The 20,280-nt window shown below is 68.1% G+C and carries 14 protein-coding genes; 10 read left to right on the top strand and 4 right to left on the bottom strand.

From position 1 onward, the window contains the following. Positions 1-149 precede the first annotated feature (149 nt). The 4 genes from acnA to JIW86_RS11880 all read left to right on the top strand — a co-directional run bounded on the left by acnA (position 150) and on the right by JIW86_RS11880 (position 6,492). The gene (gene acnA, locus JIW86_RS11895) at positions 150-2,864 is read left to right on the top strand and encodes an aconitate hydratase AcnA (RefSeq protein WP_322975516.1); all 2,715 of its coding nucleotides are present in this window, start codon (positions 150-152) and stop codon (positions 2,862-2,864) included. A gap of 298 nt (positions 2,865-3,162) precedes the next feature. After that, positions 3,163-4,587: an N-acetylglucosamine/diacetylchitobiose ABC transporter substrate-binding protein gene (gene ngcE, locus JIW86_RS11890; RefSeq protein ID WP_416237552.1), complete on the top strand. Its 1,425-nt coding sequence runs from the start codon at positions 3,163-3,165 to the stop codon at positions 4,585-4,587. Positions 4,588-4,607: 20 nt separating this feature from the next. Next, entirely contained in the window at positions 4,608-5,552 is a 945-nt protein-coding gene (locus tag JIW86_RS11885; RefSeq protein ID WP_257553726.1) for a carbohydrate ABC transporter permease, read from the top strand. Positions 5,553-5,565: 13 nt separating this feature from the next. Beyond that, entirely contained in the window at positions 5,566-6,492 is a 927-nt protein-coding gene (locus JIW86_RS11880; protein ID WP_257553725.1) for a carbohydrate ABC transporter permease, read from the top strand. Between the two features lie 24 nt (positions 6,493-6,516). On the opposite strand, the gene JIW86_RS11875 is transcribed toward JIW86_RS11880, so the two are convergent. From JIW86_RS11875 to mgtA, 3 genes are all read right to left on the bottom strand, one after another. Further along, positions 6,517-6,675, bottom strand: a complete 159-nt coding sequence (locus JIW86_RS11875; protein ID WP_257553724.1) for a hypothetical protein — start codon at positions 6,673-6,675, stop codon at positions 6,517-6,519. Positions 6,676-6,949: 274 nt separating this feature from the next. Then, positions 6,950-7,246 (bottom strand): MgtC/SapB family protein, encoded by a 297-nt coding sequence (locus JIW86_RS11870; RefSeq protein WP_257553723.1) that lies wholly within the window; start codon positions 7,244-7,246, stop codon positions 6,950-6,952. A gap of 38 nt (positions 7,247-7,284) precedes the next feature. Next, positions 7,285-10,005, bottom strand: a complete 2,721-nt coding sequence (gene mgtA, locus JIW86_RS11865) for a magnesium-translocating P-type ATPase (RefSeq protein WP_257553722.1) — start codon at positions 10,003-10,005, stop codon at positions 7,285-7,287. A gap of 547 nt (positions 10,006-10,552) precedes the next feature. On the opposite strand from mgtA, the gene JIW86_RS11860 reads away from it, so the two are divergent. The 6 genes from JIW86_RS11860 to JIW86_RS11835 all read left to right on the top strand — a co-directional run bounded on the left by JIW86_RS11860 (position 10,553) and on the right by JIW86_RS11835 (position 19,069). Next, positions 10,553-11,767 carry an ROK family transcriptional regulator gene (locus tag JIW86_RS11860; RefSeq protein ID WP_215144584.1) on the top strand — a complete coding sequence of 405 codons (1,215 nt, stop codon included), beginning with the start codon at positions 10,553-10,555 and terminating at the stop codon, positions 11,765-11,767. A gap of 118 nt (positions 11,768-11,885) precedes the next feature. Further along, the gene (locus JIW86_RS11855; RefSeq protein WP_257553721.1) at positions 11,886-12,998 is read left to right on the top strand and encodes a sugar ABC transporter substrate-binding protein; all 1,113 of its coding nucleotides are present in this window, start codon (positions 11,886-11,888) and stop codon (positions 12,996-12,998) included. 171 nt (positions 12,999-13,169) lie between these two features. Then, positions 13,170-13,958 (top strand): ATP-binding cassette domain-containing protein, encoded by a 789-nt coding sequence (locus JIW86_RS11850; RefSeq protein ID WP_215144586.1) that lies wholly within the window; start codon positions 13,170-13,172, stop codon positions 13,956-13,958. A 26-nt stretch (positions 13,959-13,984) separates the two neighbouring features. Continuing rightward, positions 13,985-15,274: a sugar ABC transporter permease gene (locus JIW86_RS11845; protein ID WP_215144593.1), complete on the top strand. Its 1,290-nt coding sequence runs from the start codon at positions 13,985-13,987 to the stop codon at positions 15,272-15,274. Positions 15,275-15,536: 262 nt separating this feature from the next. Next, positions 15,537-17,453, top strand: a complete 1,917-nt coding sequence (dxs, locus tag JIW86_RS11840) for a 1-deoxy-D-xylulose-5-phosphate synthase (protein ID WP_215144588.1) — start codon at positions 15,537-15,539, stop codon at positions 17,451-17,453. Between the two features lie 128 nt (positions 17,454-17,581). Continuing rightward, on the top strand, positions 17,582-19,069 hold the full coding sequence (locus tag JIW86_RS11835; protein ID WP_257553719.1) for an amino acid permease: 1,488 nt from the start codon (positions 17,582-17,584) through the stop codon (positions 19,067-19,069). A gap of 94 nt (positions 19,070-19,163) precedes the next feature. Here the strand turns inward: JIW86_RS11835 and JIW86_RS11830 are convergent, their stop codons facing one another. Then, positions 19,164-20,204, bottom strand: a complete 1,041-nt coding sequence (locus tag JIW86_RS11830) for an LCP family protein (RefSeq protein ID WP_257553718.1) — start codon at positions 20,202-20,204, stop codon at positions 19,164-19,166. Between the last annotated feature and the right edge of the window lie 76 nt (positions 20,205-20,280).

The raw sequence follows: 20,280 nt of genomic DNA, 5'->3' as shown, positions 1-20,280 counted from the left end.
CTCGACATCGAGATATCTGCCGAAGGCGTACCGCAGCCGCCCCCGCTGGTAAGGGTTACCTAACTTAGTCTTACCTTAGCGGATTGGCCAAGGGGCGTGGCGGCAGGATGCGGTCATACGCGCGAAATTCATGCATGAAGGAGACTGTCGTGTCGGCGAACAGCTTCGACGCCCGCAGCACGCTGCAGGTGGGCGACGAGTCGTACGAGATCTTCCGGCTGGACAAGGTTGAGGGCTCGGCCCGCCTGCCCTACAGCCTGAAGGTGCTGCTGGAGAACCTGCTCCGTACCGAGGACGGCGCGAACATCACCGCCGACCACATCCGGTCGCTCGGCAACTGGGACTCGCAGGCCCAGCCCAGCGAGGAAATCCAGTTCACGCCGGCTCGCGTGATCATGCAGGACTTCACCGGCGTCCCCTGCGTCGTGGACCTCGCCACCATGCGCGAGGCCGTGAAGGCCCTCGGCGGCGACCCGGCGAAGATCAACCCGCTCTCGCCCGCCGAGATGGTCATCGACCACTCGGTCATCGCCGACAAGTTCGGCACGAAGGACGCCTTCGCGCAGAACGTCGAGCTGGAGTACGGCCGCAACAAGGAGCGCTACCAGTTCCTGCGCTGGGGCCAGACCGCCTTCGACGACTTCAAGGTCGTCCCCCCGGGCACCGGCATCGTCCACCAGGTCAACATCGAGCACCTGGCCCGCACGGTCATGGTCCGTAACGGCCAGGCGTACCCCGACACCCTCGTCGGCACCGACTCGCACACCACCATGGTCAACGGCCTGGGCGTGCTGGGCTGGGGCGTCGGCGGCATCGAGGCCGAGGCCGCGATGCTCGGCCAGCCGGTCTCCATGCTGATCCCGCGCGTCGTGGGCTTCAAGCTGACCGGCGAGCTGCCCACCGGCACCACCGCCACCGACCTGGTGCTGACCATCACCGAGATGCTGCGCAAGCACGGCGTCGTCGGCAAGTTCGTCGAGTTCTACGGTGAGGGCGTCGCCGCCACCTCCCTCGCGAACCGCGCCACCATCGGCAACATGTCGCCGGAGTTCGGCTCGACGGCCGCTATCTTCCCGATCGACGACGAGACGCTGAAGTACCTGCGTCTGACCGGCCGCGACGCCCAGCAGGTCGCGCTCGTCGAGGCGTACGCCAAGGAGCAGGGCCTGTGGCTGGACCCGGCCGCCGAGCCTGACTTCTCCGAGAAGCTGGAGCTCGACCTCTCCACGGTCGTTCCCTCCATCGCCGGCCCGAAGCGCCCGCAGGACCGCATCGTCCTGGCCAACGCCTCGCAGCAGTTCGCCCTGGACGTGCGCAACTACGTCGAGGACGACGACGAGGCGGGCAAGGAGTCCTTCCCGGCCTCCGACTCCCCGGCCACCGTCGACGGCGTGCCGACCCGCCCGACCCTGGTCACCCTGGCCGACGGCACCTCCTTCGAGATCGACCACGGCGCCGTCACCGTCGCCGCGATCACCTCCTGCACCAACACCTCGAACCCCTACGTCATGGTCGCCGCGGCGCTCGTGGCCAAGAAGGCGGTCGAGAAGGGCCTGTCCCGCAAGCCGTGGGTCAAGACCACCCTGGCCCCGGGCTCGAAGGTCGTCACCGACTACTTCGACAAGGCCGGCCTGACCCCGTACCTCGACAAGATGGGCTTCAACCTCGTCGGGTACGGCTGCACCACCTGCATCGGCAACTCCGGTCCGCTGGACGAGGAGATCTCGAAGGCGATCAACGAGCACGACCTCGCGGTCACCTCGGTGCTCTCCGGCAACCGCAACTTCGAGGGCCGGATCAACCCCGACGTCAAGATGAACTACCTGGCCTCCCCGCCGCTGGTCGTCGCGTACGCCATCGCGGGCTCCATGAAGGTGGACGTCACCAAGGACGCCATCGGCATCGACACCGAGGGCAAGCCGGTCTTCCTCAAGGACATCTGGCCCTCCGAGGCCGAGGTCAACGACGTCGTGGCGAACGCCATCGGCGAGGACATGTTCAGCAAGTCCTACCAGGACGTCTTCGCGGGCGACGCCCAGTGGCAGGCGCTGTCGATCCCGACCGGCAACACCTTCGAGTGGGACCCGCAGTCCACCTACGTCCGCAAGCCCCCTTACTTCGAGGGCATGACGATGGAGACCACCCCGGTCTCCGACATCGCCGGCGCCCGCGTGCTGGCGAAGCTGGGCGACTCGGTCACCACCGACCACATCTCCCCGGCCGGTGCGATCAAGGCCGACACCCCGGCCGGCAAGTACCTCACGGAGCACGGCGTCGAGCGCCGCGACTTCAACTCGTACGGTTCCCGCCGCGGCAACCACGAGGTCATGATCCGCGGTACGTTCGCCAACATCCGCCTGCGCAACCAGATCGCGCCGGGCACCGAGGGCGGCTTCACCCGCGACTTCACCGTCGAGGGCGCGCCGGTCGCGTTCATCTACGACGCCTCGCAGAACTACCAGGCTGCCGGCATCCCGCTGGTCATCCTGGCGGGCAAGGAGTACGGCTCCGGCTCCTCCCGCGACTGGGCGGCCAAGGGCACCGCGCTGCTCGGTGTGAAGGCCGTCATCGCCGAGTCCTACGAGCGCATCCACCGCTCCAACCTGATCGGCATGGGCGTCCTGCCCCTGCAGTTCCCCGAGGGCGCCACGGCGGCCTCCCTGGGCCTCACCGGCGAGGAGTCCTTCTCCTTCACCGGTGTGGAGGAGCTGAACAACGGCACCACCCCGCGCACCGTCAAGGTCACCACCGACACGGGCGTGGAGTTCGACGCGGTCGTCCGCATCGACACGCCGGGTGAGGCGGACTACTACCGCAACGGCGGCATCATGCAGTACGTGCTCCGCAACCTCATCCGCGGCTAAGCACGGTATCGGCACCAAAGGGCCGTATCCCCGTTAAGGGGGTACGGCCCTTCCGCTTTTTCGGCGGCCGGCGGAGGTGACGGCCAGGTCTCAACTCGGAAAAGCTGGCCGCCATACGTGTGCATGATCTTGCTCACACGAGCGGAAGTGGACTATACCTGTGCCCGTCCGGATCACCGCGAGACGAGCGGCCCGGACCCGGGGGATGGGCGGGGACCTGCGGAGATGTCCGCATGCACGGCAACCGCCGTGACTTTCCGGCCTCCTTCACACTTCTGACGAAGGCGAGGACATGAGCATGGGATCCACTGGTGAGGACCTCGGACGCCGCGATCTGATCAAGCGCTCCGCCGCACTCGGGCTTATCACGGTGCCGACGATGAGCTTCCTGTCCGCCTGCGCCTCCGGCGGCGACGAATCCACGAAGGGCCCGGACAAGGCGCCGGTGACCAAGGAGAACCCGTTCGGCGTCGCCAAGGGCGGCAAGCTCGACGTCATGGTCTTCAAGGGCGGCTTCGGCGACGACTACGCGAAGGCCTGGGAGGCCGCCTTCGACAAGAAGTGGGGCACGACCAGCTCCCACATGGGCACCCAGGAGATCACCGCCAAGCTCCAGCCGCGCCTCAACGGCGGCAACCCGCCGGACGTCGTCGACGACTCCGGCGCCCAGCAGATCAAGCTGGACGTACTCGCCAAGGCCGGCCAGCTGGCCGACCTCACCGCCGTGCTCGACTCGCCCTCGCTCGACGACCCGACCAAGAAGGTGCGCGACACCCTGGTCGACGGCGCCTACGAACAGGGGCTCCAGGGCGGCAAGTTCGTCGTCCTGAAGTACGTGTACGCCGTCTTCGGCTTCTGGTATTCCGGCAAGCTGTTCAAGGAGAAGGGCTGGACGCCGCCCAAGACGTGGGACGAGTTCCTGGCCGTCTGTGCGAAGGCCAAGGAAGCGGGCATCGGCGGCCTCGCCCACCAGGGCAAGTACCCGTACTACATCAACGTCGTCATCATGGACCTGATCGCCAAGAAGGGCGGCCTGGACGCGATGAAGGCGATCGACAACCTGGAGCCGAACGCCTTCGAGGGCAACCCGGCCGCCCTGGCCGCCGTCGAGGCGGTCTACGAGGTGGTCGAAAAGGGCCTGCTGATGCCGGGCACCAACGGCCTGACCCACACGGAGTCCCAGACCGCGTGGAACCAGTACAAGGCGGCCTTCATCCCCTCCGGATCCTGGCTGGAGAACGAGCAGCTGAAGCAGACCCCGGAGGACTTCGACATGAAGTTCCTGCCGATGCCGCTGCTCGCGGACAGCAAGCTGCCCTTCGAGGCCATCCGGGCCGGCGTCGACGAGCCCTTCATCGTCCCGGAGAAGGCCGCCAACAAGGCGGGGGCCATGGAGTTCCTCCGCTCGATGATGTCCCGCGAGTGGTCGACGATCTTCGCCCAGCAGGCCAACTCGCTCACCGTGGTCAAGGACGGAGTGGACCCGAGCGTCAAGCTGCGGCCCGGTACCCAGTCGGCCGTCGAGGCGCTCAAGGCCGCGGGCAGCAACACCTTCAGCTACCGCTACCCCGACTGGTACAGCGAGATGGACAACGAGATCCAGAACGCGTCCAATGAGCTGATGGCCCAGCGGATCCAGCCAAAGGAGTGGATCAAGCGGGCCCAGGCTGCGGTAGACAAGGCGGCCAAGGACCCGAACGCCAAGAACAACAAGCGCAGCTGACCACCGCAGGGACGGACACCATGAGCCACGTAGCCCAGGGGAGACGGAAGGGCGGCTTCATCGCCTCCTTCCTCATCGCACCCCTCGCGCTGTACCTGACCTTCGTCATCTGGCCGTACGTACAGACGTTCGGCTACTCCTTCACCAACTGGACCGGGCAGTCACCGACGTTCGACTTCGTCGGGCTGGAGAACTACTCGGCCCTGCTGGAGGACGAGGTCTTCCGCGGCGCGCTCTGGCACAACCTGCTGCTCGTGGTGTTCGTCCCGGTGATCACCATCCTGCTCGCCCTCTTCTTCGCCTTCATGGTGAACGCGGGAGGGCGTGGCGGAGCCGGCGGGGTCCAGGGAGTCGGCGGATCGCGCGTCTACAAGATCGTCTACTTCTTTCCGCAGGTCCTCTCCCTCGCCATCCTCGCCGTGCTCTTCGGCGCGATCTACCGCAGTGACGAGGGCGGCCTGCTCAACGGCTTCCTCACCAAGATGGGCCTGATCTCCCCGGAGCACCCGGTCGAATGGCTCAACGAGCCGAACTTCGTCCTCTGGTGCCTGCTGTTCGTCGTCGTCTGGCACGGGGTCGGCTTCTACCTCGTCCTGTTCTCCGCGGCCATGCAGTCCGTGCCCAAGGACATCTACGAGGCCGCGCTGCTCGACGGCGCCGGACGCGCCCAGACCTTCTTCAGGGTCACCCTGCCCCTGCTGTGGGACTCTGTGCAGACCTCCGCGGTCTACCTGGGCATCGCCGCGATGGACATGTTCGTCCTCGTGTCGACCATGACCTCGGGCCAGTTCGGCGGCGGACCCGACCACCACAGCGAGGTCATGTCGACGGTGCTGATGCGCAACTTCCTGTACTTCGGCAAGAGCGGCTACGCCTGCGCCATGGGCGTGGTCATGCTCGTCCTGACCATGATCCTGTCCCTCATCACGCTGCGCGCCACCCGCCGCGAGCGCATCGAGTTCTGAGCGGGAGACCATCATGACCACAGTGATCAAGGCTCCGGGCGAAAAAGCCGCGGAGCAGTCCGGGAAAGCCGGCCGGACGGGGGAGCGGGACAAGAAGCGCTCCGAGGGCGTGGTCCTCAACGTCTTCTCGCACGGGTTCCTCGTCCTCTGGGCGATAATGATCGTGCTGCCGCTGATCTGGCTCGCCCTCGGCGCCTTCAAGACCGACGCGCAGATCGGCGGATCGGCCCTCAGCTGGCCCGCGAACTGGCACTTCGACGCCTTCGGCCGCGCCTGGGAGAAGGGCATCGGCGGCTACTTCGCCAACACGTTCATCGTGCTGGTGTTCTCGGTGCCGCTGACCATGCTGTTCGGCTCGATGGCCGCGTACGTACTGGCCCGCTACCCCTTCACGGGCAACCGGATCATCTACTACTTCTTCGTCAGCGGGGCGATGTTCCCGGTGTTCCTGGCGCTCGTGCCGCTGTTCTTCATGGTCAAGCGCTTCGACATGCTGAACACCTACCAGGGTCTGATCCTGGTGTACATCGCCTACTCGATGCCGTTCACCGTCTTCTTCATGCACTCCTTCTTCAGGACGCTGCCCACGGCGATCTACGAGGCGGCGGTGATCGACGGGGCCTCCGACACCCGGATCTTCTTCCAGGTGATGCTGCCGATGGCCAAGCCCGGCCTGATCAGCGTCGGGATCTTCAACGTCCTGGGCCAGTGGAACCAGTACATCCTGCCCGCGGTGCTGATGCAGCCCCAGACGAGCGGCGAGCCCGAGCGCTACATGCTCACGCAGGGGCTCGTCCAGCTCCAGTACCAGATGGGCTACGAGACCGACCTGCCGGTGCTGTTCGCCGGAGCCACCATCGCGATCATCCCGATGCTGGCGGTCTACCTCTCCTTCCAGCGCCAGATCCAGGCCGGCCTGACCTCCGCCACCCTGAAGTAGCGCAGACCGGGCGGCCGGACCGGCTCAGGCGGCCGGATCCGGTACGACCGACCAGCTGACCGCCGAGACCGTGGGGGTCCCCCCGGCCGAAGGCTGGGGGAGGGTCGAGCGAGAGTTGCTGACGGCATCCTCGAGCGCCTTGCCCTCCTCGCCCTCGGCGGTCAGCAGCGCGGACACCGTCACCCGGCCGGGCCAGCGCGTCCACCAGCCGGTGGCGGATGTGGGCCGCCTCCGTCTCCAGGCACACCGCCTCGAAGTGGTAGTCGGTGGCGACCTCGGCGCCGCCGCGCGGTTCGCGGTTCTGGGGAGCGTCCGCAACGTCCCGCCTGCCTGGCGGCGTCTGGCACGCACGCTTGCCGCGTTGTCGGCGGTCGTCGATGCTCCGCATGGACTCCCTCCTCCGCCTTGCAATCGCACGCACCAGACGCCGCCAGGCCCGCCCTTCGGGCGGCCGGCGCTACGTTGCGGACGCTCCCCAGCCGCCGGCCCAGCGGGCGCAGCAGGAGGTTGGCCCCCACCACGCCCACGGTGCCCCGGGCGCCCAGCCGGAACAGGCCCACGCCCGCCAGGCACCCCACGGCACGAACAGCGCCGCCCCGCCCGCCACCAGGGCGTTCGTACGCAGTCCCGCGAGGCGGGCCCGCCACTGCCGTTCGAGGCCGATGACGGCTCCGAGCCCGAGCGCGGCGGGCTGGGGGTCCCCCGGACGGAGTCTGGGGGAGTGCGCGGCCATCTCCCATTCGGTGAGCTGCATCGGCCTCTCCCTTCTCGTGTCTCGTGGTGCGGGCTGGCCTAGAGCCAGGTGTTGAACTTGCGGATGTACCAGGTCTTCACGAGCTGGGTGAGGGTGCAGTACGCGAGCAGCACGCCGATCAGCCACGGGAAGTAGCCCGCCGGCAGAGCCACGAAGCCCAGCGAGTCGGCCAGCGGGGAGAACGGCAGGTAGAGGCCGGTCAGCACCGCGAGGATCGTCATCACCATCACCGGCCAGGAGGCGCGGGACTGGATGAAGGGGATCTTCCGGGTACGGATCATGTGGACGATCAGGGTCTGCGAGAGCAGGCCCTCGATGAACCAGCCGGACTGGAAGAGCGACTGGGTCGCCTCGGTGTTGGCGGCGAAGACGTTCCACATGATCAGGAACATCGAGATGTCGAAGATGGAGCTGACGGGCCCGATGGTGACCATGAAACGGAAGATGCCCTTGGCGTCCCAGTTACGGGGCTTGCGCAGGTACTCCTTGTCCATCCGGTCCCAGGGGGTCGCCAGCTGCGCGACGTCGTAGACCAGGTTCTGCATCAGCAGCATGATCGGCAGCATCGGCTGGAAGGGGATGAAGGCGCTCGCCACCAGCACCGAGAAGACATTGCCGAAGTTCGACGACGCCGTCATCTTGATGTACTTGATCGTGTTGCCGAAGGTGGTCCGGCCCTGGACCACGCCCTGCTCCAGGACGGTCAGGTCCTTCTCCAGCAGGATGATGTCCGCCGACTCCTTGGCGATGTCGACGGCGGTGTCGACCGAGATGCCGACGTCGGCGTCGCGCAGCGCGGCCGCGTCGTTGATGCCGTCGCCGAGGAACCCGACGGTGTGTCCGTCGGCCTGCAGGGCCCGCACGATGCGGGCCTTCTGGACCGGGTTGACCTTGGCGAAGACGGCCGTACGGGCGGCCAGCGCGCGCAGCGCCGGCTCGTCGAGGCCGTCGATCTCGGAGCCGAGCACCACCTGGCCCACGTCGATGCCGACATCGGCGCAGACCCGGGCGGCCACGAGGTCGTTGTCGCCCGTGACGACCTTGACCGCGATGCCCTTGTCGGCCAGGCCCTGGAGGGCCCGGGCGGCGTCGGCCTTCGGCGGGTCGAGGAAGGCGAGGAAGCCGATCAGCGTCAGCCCGTCCTCGTCGGCGACCGTGTAGGTGTCGCGCGGCGTGCCGATCGAGCGGGTGGCGACGGCCAGTACCCGCAGGCCCTTGCGGTTGTTGTCCTCGGCGATGCGGGTGACGTGCCACCGCAGCTGCTCGGTCAGCTCGGTCTTCTCGCCGCGGTCCGTCATGTGCGTGCAGAGGTCCAGGACCTCCTCGACCGCACCCTTGGTGATCATGATGTGTTCGGAGCGCCCGGGGTCGCCCACGATGCTGTTCCGGTTGAGGACCACGGACATCCGGCGCCGGGCGAAGTCGAAGGGGATCTCGTCGACCATCGAGAACCGTGCGTCGACGACAACCTCCTCGGCCTCGTTGACGCGGTCGATGACCGCCTGGTCCATCAGGTTCTTCAGACCGGTCTGGAAGTGCGAGTTGAGGTAGCCGTACTCCAGCACCTCGTTGTCCTCGTTGCCGTGCACGTCCAGGTAGCGGTCCAGGACGATCCGGTCCTCGGTGAGGGTGCCGGTCTTGTCCGTGCAGAGCACGTCCATGGCGCCCAGGTTCTGGATGGCGTTCAGCCGCTTGACGACGACCTTGCGCTTGGACATGGCGAGCGCGCCGCGCGCCAGGTTGGCGGAGACCACCATCGGCAGCATCTCGGGGGTCAGGCCGACCGCGACGGCGATACCGAAGAGGAAAGCCTCGTTCCAGTCGCCCTTGGTGAACCCGTTGATCATGAAGACCACCGGGACCATGACCAGCATGAAGCGGATCAGCAGGAAGCTGACCTTGCGCACGCCGTTGTCGAAGTTGGTCTGCGGGCGCTCGCCGACCAGCGAGCCGGCCATCGAGCCGAAGTAGGTGTCGGCACCGGTGGCGACGACGACTCCGGTGGCGGTGCCGGAGGTGACCGAGGTCCCCATCAGGCACAGGTTGTCGGCCTCCACCGGGTCGGTGGTCTCTTGCTGGCCGAGGTCTTCCGTTCGCGTGTCGGCCTTGGCGACCGGCAGGGACTCGCCGGAGAGCGCGGCCTGGCCGACCATCAGGTCCTTGGAGGTGATCAGCCGCAGGTCGGCCGGGATCAGGTCACCGGCGGCCAGCTTGACCACGTCGCCCGGGACCACCTGGTCCATGGGCACCTCGAAGATGGTGGGCCCGGAGCCGCTGCCGGCCCGGCGCTGCACCGCGCAGGTGGTGGTGACGAGCTTCTTCAGCGCGTCGGCGGCGCGGCCCGAGCGGTACTCCTGCCAGAAGCGCAGCAGCCCGCTGATCCCCACCATCACGGAGAGGATGATGACGCCCGGATCCGCGGGGTCCTGCCAGTACATGACGGCGGCCAGGAAGACCAGGACGCCGATGAAGGGGTTCCAGTACGCCTTGCCCAGCTGGACGAACCAGAGCGGGGCGCGCTCCTGGGCGACGAGGTTGTGGCCGTGCCGCTCCAGGCGCAGCGCCGCCTCGGCGTGGGTGAGGCCGTTGCGCGAGGTGTCCACGGACTGCAGGGCGTGGGTCCCCGGGCGGGCGCTGAGGCCGGCGAGGCGCTCGCCGACGAGGCGGGTACGGGACTCGAGCTCGGCGGCCTTGCGCTCGCGGCGGGACCGGCCCGGCGGTGCGAGCTTCGTGGGGGTACGAGGGGTGAGCATGGTCATGACGAATACCTCCCTCCACGGTGTCCGGGCAGCGCGAAGCCGAGCGGTCACGTGGAGTGATCATGGGTCGGCGCAGTGTGCCGCGGACGGGCCACGGGATGCGCCGAGGGCATGGATGACGTATGCCTGACAGAAGAATCAGGACATGCGGAAGGAAAGGGGTACGCGGAAAACGCGGCAAAAAGCCGGCTGATCAGCAGATCGGCAGATCAGCCGACGAGAGCGAGAGCGCGGCAAGGACTTCGATCGGGACTCATCCCGAACACCTCCTCGCGTAGCGCTGTCATTACGGGGCGCGGTCCGGCCGGAAAGGCCGCAGAGGACCGGCGCCTCAGCGACCGTAGCACGATCTAGGCGACCGTTCTCTCCCTCTTGTGGCCGATAGTGACGGTTTGGTGCTGTGTCAGCCTCTTGACGTCTGGATGCGCAAAGGCTCGACTTAAGGTTCACAAGTTGGAGAGACGTCGGGGTCTCGGAGCGCGCAGCGCCGTACCCCCGGCCGGGGGGCGACGGCTGGCCGTCGCTTATGGGCAGGAGTGGATGAGTCGTGCAGACTCCCGGATCGCAGTCCTCGCTGCATCGGGCGAATCTCGAACGGGTCGTGCGAGCGGTCCGGCTCGCGGGTTCGCTGACGCAGGCGGAGATCGCCCGTACCACCGGACTGTCGGCGGCCACGGTCTCCAACATCGTCCGTGAGCTCAAGGAGGGCGGGACCGTCGAGGTCACCGACACCTCGGCGGGCGGCCGGCGGGCCCGCAGCGTGTCGCTGAGCGGCGACGCGGGCATCGTGATCGGCGTGGACTTCGGCCACACCCACCTGCGGGTGGCGGTCGGCAACCTCGCCCACCAGGTACTGGCCGAGGAGGCCGAGCCGCTGGACGTGGACGCCTCCTGGGTCGAGGGCTTCGACCGGGCGGAAGCGCTGGTCGGGCGGTTGATCGCGGGCATCGGGGTGAGCCTGGACAAGGCCATCGGCGTCGGCCTCGGCGTCCCCGGCCCGATCGACGTGGAGTCCGGGACCCTCGGCTCGACCGCGATCCTGCCGGGCTGGGCCGGGATCAACCCCCGTGAGGAGCTCTCGCGGCGCCTCGGCGTGCCCGTGTACGTGGACAACGACGCGAACCTCGGGGCCCTCGGTGAACTCGTATGGGGGAGCGGCCGGGGAGTGAAGGACCTCGCCTACATCAAGGTGGCCAGCGGTGTCGGCGCCGGGCTGGTGATCAACGGTCAGATCTACCGCGGCCCGGGCGGCACCGCGGGCGAGATCGGGCACATCACCCTCGACGAATCCGGCCCGGTCTGCCGCTGCGGCAACCGCGGCTGCCTGGAGACCTTCGCCGCGGCCCGGTACGTTCTTCCGCTGCTCCAGGGCAGCCACGGACCGGAGTTGACGATGGAGCGGGTGGTCGAACTGGCCCGCGAGGGGGACCCGGGCTGCCGTCGCGTCATCACCGACGTGGGCCGTCACGTCGGCAGCGGCGTGGCCAGTCTGTGCAACCTCCTGAACCCGAGCCGGGTGGTCCTCGGCGGCTCGCTCGCGGAGGCGGGTGAACTCGTACTGGCTCCCATCCGTGAATCAGTGGGGAGGTACGCGATCCCGAGCGCCGCACGCCAGTTGTCGGTGCTGACGGGGTCTCTGGGCGGGCGGGCCGAGGTACTGGGCGCACTCGCTCTTGTGCTCAGTGAGATGGGCGATTCGACGCTTTTGTCAGATCATGGAAGTGGAGTGCGAGCTCCAGCCGCCATGTCTTCAGTTAGATAACGGATGGCACCGTTGTCATCTCGTTAAGGATTCACTCCTTGACGGCAAACTTGCGGCCGGGGTTGACTCACATCCACCTCGGCCGCAGTGTTGCGGCCTCGTCAGGGAGGTTCAAGTAATGAACACGCGTATGCGCAGAGTCGCCGTAGCCGTCGCCGCTGGTGCCATGGCCGTATCGCTTGCCGCCTGTGGCAGTGCCAAGGAGGCCGGCGACAAGACCAAGGAGTCCGGAGCCGCCACGGGCGACGCCATCAAGGTCGGTCTCCTGCTCCCGGAGAACCAGACCGCGCGCTACGAGAAGTTCGACAAGCCGCTCATCGAGAAGACGGTCAAGGAACTGACCGGCGGCAAGGGCGAGGTCGTCTACGCCAACGCCAAGCAGGACGCGACCACCCAGAACTCCCAGGTCGACACGATGATCACCAACAAGGTGAACGTCCTCATCGTCGACGCGGTGGACTCCAAGGCCATCGCCGGCTCGGTCAAGAAGGCCAAGGAGGCCGGCATCCCGGTCGTCGCCTACGACCGTCTGGCCGAGGGCCCGATCGACGCCTACACCTCCTTCGACAACGAAGAGGTCGGCAAGGTCCAGGGCAAGGCGCTCCTCGAGGCGCTGGGCGACAAGGCCAAGGACGGCCAGGTCGTCATGATGAACGGCTCGGTCACCGACCCGAACGCCAAGCTCTTCAAGTCCGGCGCGCACTCCGTCCTCGACGGCAAGGTGAACGTCGGCAAGGAGTACGACACCGTCGAGTGGAAGCCGGAGAACGCCAACACCAACATGGCGGCCGCCCTCTCGGCGCTCGGCAAGGACAAGGTCATCGGCGTCTACTCCGCCAACGACGGCATGGCGGGCGGCATCATCACCGCCCTCAAGGCCGCCGGCGTGTCCCCCCTGCCCCCGGTCACCGGCCAGGACGCCGAACTCGCCGGTGTGCAGCGCATCGTCGCGGGCGAGCAGTTCATGAGCGTGTACAAGCCGTACGCCCCCGAGGCCGAGGCCGCGGCGAAGATGGCCGTCGCCCTCGCCAAGGGCGAGAAGGTCACCGGCGTCACCACCTCCACGGTCGACAGCCCGACCACCAAGGGTGTTCCGTCCGTGCTGATCCCGGTCGTCTCGCTCACCAAGGCCAACATCAAGGACACCGTCGTCAAGGACGGCGTCTACACGGTCGACGAGATCTGCACCGACAAGTACGCGGCGGCCTGCGCCACCGCCGGCCTGAAGTAAGGCCCCCGTCGCCCACGAGGCGACCCCCCGTGCCTGCCCGGCGCCCCGCCCCTTCTTCCCCCGCCACCCGCGGGGCGCCGGGCAGAAACGTTCCCCCTAAGTCATATTTCCCTTATTCGCCCCGCTCCTGCTCTTTTGCACGACATCCCCGCCGGTCAGGCGGCGAAGGAGATGGTTCATGTGTCCGCTGCGCCCGTGCTGGCGTTGCGAGGGGTCTCGAAGCGGTTCGGCGCCGTTCAGGCCCTGACCGACGTAGAACTCGAGATCCACTCCGGTGAAGTGGTCGCCCTCGTCGGCGACAACGGCGCCGGCAAGTCCACGCTGGTCAAGACGATCGCCGGCGTGCACCCCATCGATGAAGGCGTCATCGAGTGGGAGGGCCGCCCGGTCTCCATCGGCAAGCCCCATGACGCCCAGAACCTGGGCATCGCGACGGTCTACCAGGACCTCGCCCTGTGCGACAACATCGATGTCGTCGGCAACCTCTTCCTCGGCCGTGAGCTCAAGCGCCGCGGTGTCCTGGACGAGGTGGAGATGGAGCGCCGTGCCCGTGAGCTGCTGACCACGCTCTCCATCCGGATCCCCAGCGTCCGGATCCCCATCGCCTCGCTCTCCGGAGGCCAGCGCCAGACCGTGGCCATCGCCCGGTCGATGCTGGGCGAGCCCCAGCTCGTCATCCTCGACGAGCCCACCGCCGCCCTCGGCGTCGAGCAGACCGCACAGGTTCTCGACCTGGTGGAACGGCTGCGCGAGCGCGGCCACGCCGTCATCCTCATCAGCCACAACATGGCCGATGTGAAGGCCGTCGCCGACAAGGTGGCGGTCCTGCGGCTGGGCCGGAACAACGGTGTCTTCAATGTCGCCGACACCTCGCAGGAAGAGATCATCTCCGCCATCACCGGGGCCACGGACAACGCCGTGACCCGCCGGGCGGCCCGCACCTCGGAGGCCGGCAAGTGAGCATCCAGAACCCTGCCACCGGTCCACTGGGCAAGGGCCCCGTCGACCAGCCGGAGCACATCGACCCGGTCAATCCCGCGGCCGCTCACGACGCGATCCCGGCCGTGGACCCGCGCCTGCTCGTCCGCGAGGAGGGCCTCGCCGGGTACGTGGGCGAGTTCAAGCGCAAGATGAAGGCCGGCGACCTGGGTTCCCTCCCGGTCGTCATCGGCCTGATCGTCATCTGGTCGATCTTCCAGGGGCTGAACTCGAACTTCCTCTCCCCGGAAAACCTCACCAACATCGCGATCACGATGACCGGCACCGGCATGATCGCCATCGGCATCATCTTCGTGCTGCTGCTCGGCGAGATCGACCTCTCGGTCGGCTCGGTCAGTGGTGTCTCGGGCGCGATCGTCGCCGTCCTCGCCGTCACCCACGGCATCAACGAATGGCTGGCGATCCTGGCGGCCGTGGCCGGCGGCGCCCTGATCGGCTGCATCCACGGCTACTTCTTCGCCAAGATCGGCGCCCCGGCCTTCGCGGTCACCCTGTCGGGCCTGCTCTTCTGGCTCGGCGCGATGCTGCAGATCCTCGGCAGCAACGGCACGATCAACATCGACTCCGACGGCGTGGTCGGCCAGCTGACCACGTACTTCTTCTCGGACGTGGCCGTCGGCTACGGGCTGGCCGCGCTCGCGGTGGCGGGCTACTTCCTCGCCTGCTTCCTCGACGCACGGCGCCGCGACGCCGCCGGGATGCCCTCCCGGCCGCTCGGCGAGATCCTGCTGCGCACGGGTCTGCTCGCGCTGGTCACCTTCGGCCCCGCCGTGCTGTTCAACCAGTACAAGGGCCTGCCGCTCGCGGTGGTGGTCTTCCTGCTGGCCCTGATCCTCACGGACTTCCTGCTGCGCCGCACGACCTTCGGGCGAAACGTTTTCGCCCTGGGTGGCAGCGTCGAGGCCTCCCGTCGTGCGGGCATCAACGTCACCCGGATCCGGATCACGGTCTTCGCGATCTCCAGCACCTTCGCCGCCATCGGCGGTCTGTTCTGGGCCTCGAAGATCGCGGCCGCCAACCAGAGCGCCGGCGCCGGCGACCTGCTGATGAACGTGATCGCGGCGGCCGTCATCGGCGGCACCAGCCTCTTCGGCGGCCGGGGCCGGACCTGGAACGCCCTCCTCGGCGTCATGGTCATCGTCTCGATCCAGTACGGTCTGGCCCTGGAGGGCATCGCGACGCCGATCCAGTACATGATCACCGGTGCGGTGCTGCTGGCCACCGTGGTGATCGACTCGGTCACGCGCAAGACCCAGAAGACGGCCGGACGCGCCTGACGGTGCGTCCGACTGTGCGCCGGAGCGACATCCGGCGGTAAGAACGGTCACAGTGCCCGGCGCCACTTCGTGTGGTGCCGGGCATCCGTGCGTACATATGTGCGTACGCCTGTGCGGGTATACGCCCGTTTGTGATGTGTGACCCCGCGGCAGTGCGTACATGTATGACAAAGGTGTGACCCCAGCGGGACGGCCCGATGACCGCGCCCGCCGACGGAACATTAGACTCGACAGACCAGCGAGCAACTGCAAGGAGGCACGGGTGCTGCTGACCCGCATCAAGGGACCGCGCGATCTGGACCGGCTCAGCCAGGAGGAGCTCAACCAGCTCGCCGCCGAGATCAGGTCCTTCCTCGTCGACGCCGTCTCCAAGACCGGCGGGCACCTCGGCCCCAACCTCGGGGTGGTCGAACTGACGATCGCCCTGCACCGGGTCTTCGACTCGCCCAAGGACAAGGTCCTCTTCGACACCGGCCACCAGGCCTACGTCCACAAGCTGCTCACGGGCCGCCAGGACTTCGGCAACCTGCGCTCGAAGGGCGGCCTGTCCGGCTACCCCTCGCGCGCCGAGTCCGAGCACGACGTGATCGAGAACTCGCACGCCTCCACCGTGCTGGGCTGGGCCGACGGCATCGCCAAGGCCAACGAGGTGCTGGGCCGCGAGGACCACCACGTCGCCGCCGTCATCGGCGACGGCGCGCTGACCGGCGGCATGGCCTGGGAGGCGCTGAACAACATCGCCGCCGCCAAGGACCGCCCCCTGGTCATCGTCGTCAACGACAACGAGCGCTCGTACGGCCCCACCATCGGCGGCCTCGCCAACCACCTGGCGACCCTGCGCACCACGGACGGCTACGAGCGCTTCCTGGCCCGCGGCAAGGACCTCCTGGAGCGCACGCCGGTCGTCGGCAAGCCCCTCTACGAGACCCTGCACGGCGCCAAGAAGGGCCTCAAGGACTTCATCGCCCCGCAGGGCATGTTCGAGGACCTGGGCCTGAAGTACATCGGCCCCATCGACGGCCACGACATCGAGGCCCTGGAGTCGGCCCTGCAGCGCGCCAAGCGCTTCAGCGGTCCGGTCATCGTGCACTGCCTCACCCAGAAGGGCCGCGGCTACGAGCCCGCCGTCCAGGACGAGGCGGACCGCTTCCACGCGGTCGGCGTGATCCACCCGGACACCGGCCTGCCGGTCAGCACCGACGCCGCCAGCTGGACCTCCGTCTTCGCCGACGAGATGGTCAAGCTCGGAAAGGAGCGCGCGGACATCGTCGCGATCACCGCGGCCATGCTCCAGCCGGTCGGCCTGAAGAAGTTCGCGGACGCCTATCCCGACCGGATCTTCGACGTCGGCATCGCCGAGCAGCACGGCGCCACCTCGGCGGCGGGCCTGGCGACCGGCGGCGCCCACCCGGTCTTCGCGGTGTACGCCACCTTCCTCAACCGTGCCTTCGACCAGGTCCTGATGGACGTCGCCCTGCACAAGTGCGGGGTCACCTTCGTCCTGGACCGCGCGGGCGTCACCGGCACCGACGGCGCCTCCCACAACGGCATGTGGGACATGTCCATCCTCCAGGTCGTGCCCGGCCTGCGCCTGGCCGCTCCGCGCGACGCGGAGCAGCTGCGCGCCCAGCTGAACGAGGCCGTCCTCGTCAAGGACGCGCCGACCGTGGTGCGCTTCTCCAAGGGTGTCGTCGGCCCGGCCGTCCCGGCCGTCGGCCGCATCGGCGGCATGGACGTGCTGCGCAACCCGGCCCCCGAAGTCACTCGTCCGGACGTACTGCTCGTCTCGGTCGGCGCGCTCGCCCCGATGTGCCTGGAAATCGCCGACCTGCTCGACAAGCAGGGCATCTCGTGCACCGTGGTCGACCCCCGATGGGTCAAGCCGGTGGACGAGGCGCTCGCCCCGCTCGCCGACCGCCACCGCGTGGTCGTCACCGTCGAGGACAACAGCCGCGCCGGCGGCGTCGGCTCCGCCGTGGCGCAGGCCCTGCGGGACGCGGGCGTCGACGTACCGCTGCGTGACTTCGGCATTCCGCAGCGGTTCCTCGACCACGCCACCCGCAAGGAGGTCATGGCCGAGATCGGCCTGACCGCTCCGGACATCGCCCGGCAGGTCACCGGCCTGGTGGCCAAGCTGGACGGGCGCTACGACACCGAGCCGGCCGCCGCCGTCGACTAGGACGGGTATCGGCCACTAGATCGCCGCGCGGTTGCACGTCACGGGCCGGGAGATCACTCTTGAGGAGTGGGCCTCCCGGCCCGTTCGCGTGCGTCGCCTGTTTCGGAGGTGCGTCGGTGAGTAGGGATATGAACAGCCCCTTCCGCACCAAGACGGTGGAGCAGTCCATCCGCGACACGGAGGAGCCGGAACACGCGCTCCGGAAGTCGCTCTCCGCCTGGGACCTGACGGTCTTCGGTGTCGGTGTCATCATCGGCACCGGCATCTTCGTCCTCACGGGTATCGCGGCCCGGAACAACGCCGGACCCGCCACCGCCCTCGCCTTCGTGGCCGCAGGTATCGTCTGCGCCCTCGCGGCGCTCTGCTACGCCGAGTTCGCCTCCACCGTGCCTGTGGCCGGATCGGCGTACACCTTCTCGTACGCCTCGATCGGTGAGCTGCCCGCCTGGATCATCGGCTGGGACCTGGTGCTGGAGTTCGCGCTCGGCACCGCCGTCGTGGCGGTCGGCTGGTCCGGGTACGTGCGCCACCTCATGGACACCAACCTCGGGTGGACCCTGCCGACCTCCCTGTCCGGCCCCGATGCCGGCGGCCACTTCGACCTGCTGGCGTTCCTGCTGGTCCTGGTGCTGACGTGGATCCTGGTCGTCGGGACGAAGCTCTCGGCCCGCATCACCGCGGTCGTCGTCGCCATCAAGGTCACGGTCGTGATGCTGGTCATCGTCGCGGGCCTGTTCTTCATCAAGGCCGACAACTACTCGCCGTTCATCCCGCCGGCCCAGCCACAGGCCGAGGGCGTCAGCGGCTGGCACTCGCCCCTGGTCCAGTTGCTCTTCGGCTACGAGCCCACGAACTTCGGCGTCATGGGCATCTTCACGGCGGCCTCGCTCATCTTCTTCGCCTTCATCGGCTTCGACGTGGTGGCGACGGCGGCCGAGGAGACCAAGAACCCCCAGCGGGACATGCCGCGCGGCATCATCGGCTCGCTGCTGGTCTGCACGGTGCTCTACGTCGCCGTGACCCTGGTGGTCACCGGCATGCAGAAGTACTCGGAGATGTCCCCGACCGCGCCGCTCGCCGAAGCCTTCAAATCGGTGAACCAGCCGTTCTTCTCGGGCGCCATCAGCCTCGGCGCGGCCGTCGGTCTGATCACCGTGTGCATGATCCTGCTGCTCGGCCAGACCCGCGTGTTCTTCGCGATGAGCCGTGACGGACTGCTGCCGCGGGTCTTCTCCGTGACGCACCCGAAGTACCGCACCCCCTACCGGGCGACCCTGCTGCTCGGCGGGATCATCGCGATCGTCGCGGGTTTCACCAGCCTGGAGACCCTCGCGGAACTGGTGAACATCGGCACCCTGTTCGCCTTCGTGGTGGTCGCGCTGGGCGTGATCGTCCTGCGCAAGACCCGCCCCGACCTGCACCGGTCCTTCCGGACCCCGTGGGTGCCGTTCGTCCCGATCGTGTCGATCGCGGCCTCCTTCTGGCTGATGCTCAACCTGCCGGCCGAGACCTGGCTGCGCTTCGGCATCTGGATGGCCATCGGCATCGTCGTCTACTTCCTCTACGGCTACCGCAACAGCCGCCTGCACAAGGTCGGCCAGGAGGCGAAGTTCTGAGCGCCGCTCGCCGGCCGCACACGACGCAGCGGGCCCGTACGGGAATCCCTCCCGTACGGGCCCGCTGCGTCGTGCGTGCGGTGCGGCAGGCGGCTCAGCCCTTGGCGGGGGAGTCCTTCGCCGAGGCCGGGATCTTCTGGTCGTTGCGCAGGGCCTCCCACAGCTGCGTCGCCTGCGGCTCGGCCACGACCACGCGGTTGGGGTCCACCTTGTCGTAGGCGACCGGCAGCATGATCGTCTCCATCGTCTCCGGGTCCACGCCCTTCATGCTCTGCGCGAAGTCGGACAGCGCGGTGAGCGAGGCGAGGTCGGAGTCGGTCGTCAGCGACTTGGTCGCGGCGTCGGCGAGCTTGTACAGGCGAGCCGGGTTCCCGAAGGCGTCCTGCTTCTTTATCTCGGACAGCATCGCCATCATGAACTGCTGCTGGAGCCCGATGCGTCCGAGGTCGCTGCCGTCCCCGTAGCCGTAGCGGGTACGGACGAACTTGAGCGAGTCGGTGCCGTCCAGCCGGTGCGTGCCCGCGTCCAGCTTCAGGCCGCCCTTGGCACCGCTCATCGGCTTGTCCAGGGTGACGGTGACCCCGCCCAGCGCGTCGACCAGCCCCTTGAATCCGGCGAAGTCCACCTCGACGAAGTGGTCCACGCGGACCCCGGAGAGCTGCTCCACGGTGTTGACCACGCAGGCCGGCCCGGCCAGCGAGTAGACGGAGTTGAACATGACCCGCTTCGCCGACGGCACGCTCTTGCCGTCTTTGGTCTTGCACTCCGGCCGGGTGACCAGGGTGTCGCGGGGGATGCTCACCGCGGTCGCCTTGGCCCGGCCCTCGGGTATGTGCACCAGCATCGCGGTGTCCGAGCGGGCTCCGCTGACGTCGCCGTGGTCCAGGTCGCCGTTGGCCCCGGCCCGCGAGTCGGAGCCGAGCACCAGGATGTTCTGCGCGTTCGCGACCACCTTCGGCGGCCGGTTGTCGCCGATCGCCTGGTCCAGGTCGACGCTGGAGATGTTGCCGTCGAGGTGGCTGTACGTCCACCAGCCGGCCCCGGCCGCTCCCAGGATCAGCACGGCGACCAGCAGCAGGGTGATCCGCAGAATGCGGCGTCGGCGGCGCCTGGGCCGCGCGTGCGTTTCCGTCATGGGGGTGAATCTTAGACAGATATTCGAATGGCCGAAGCCCGCCCCCCGAAGGGGGCGGGCCAAGGCGTGAAATACC

Source organism: Streptomyces sp. NBC_00162, from assembly GCF_024611995.1.
In the GTDB taxonomy this organism is placed as follows: domain Bacteria; phylum Actinomycetota; class Actinomycetes; order Streptomycetales; family Streptomycetaceae; genus Streptomyces.
The sequence above is the reverse complement of the archived record's forward strand: the minus strand, read 5'-3'. Positions and strand labels throughout refer to the sequence as shown.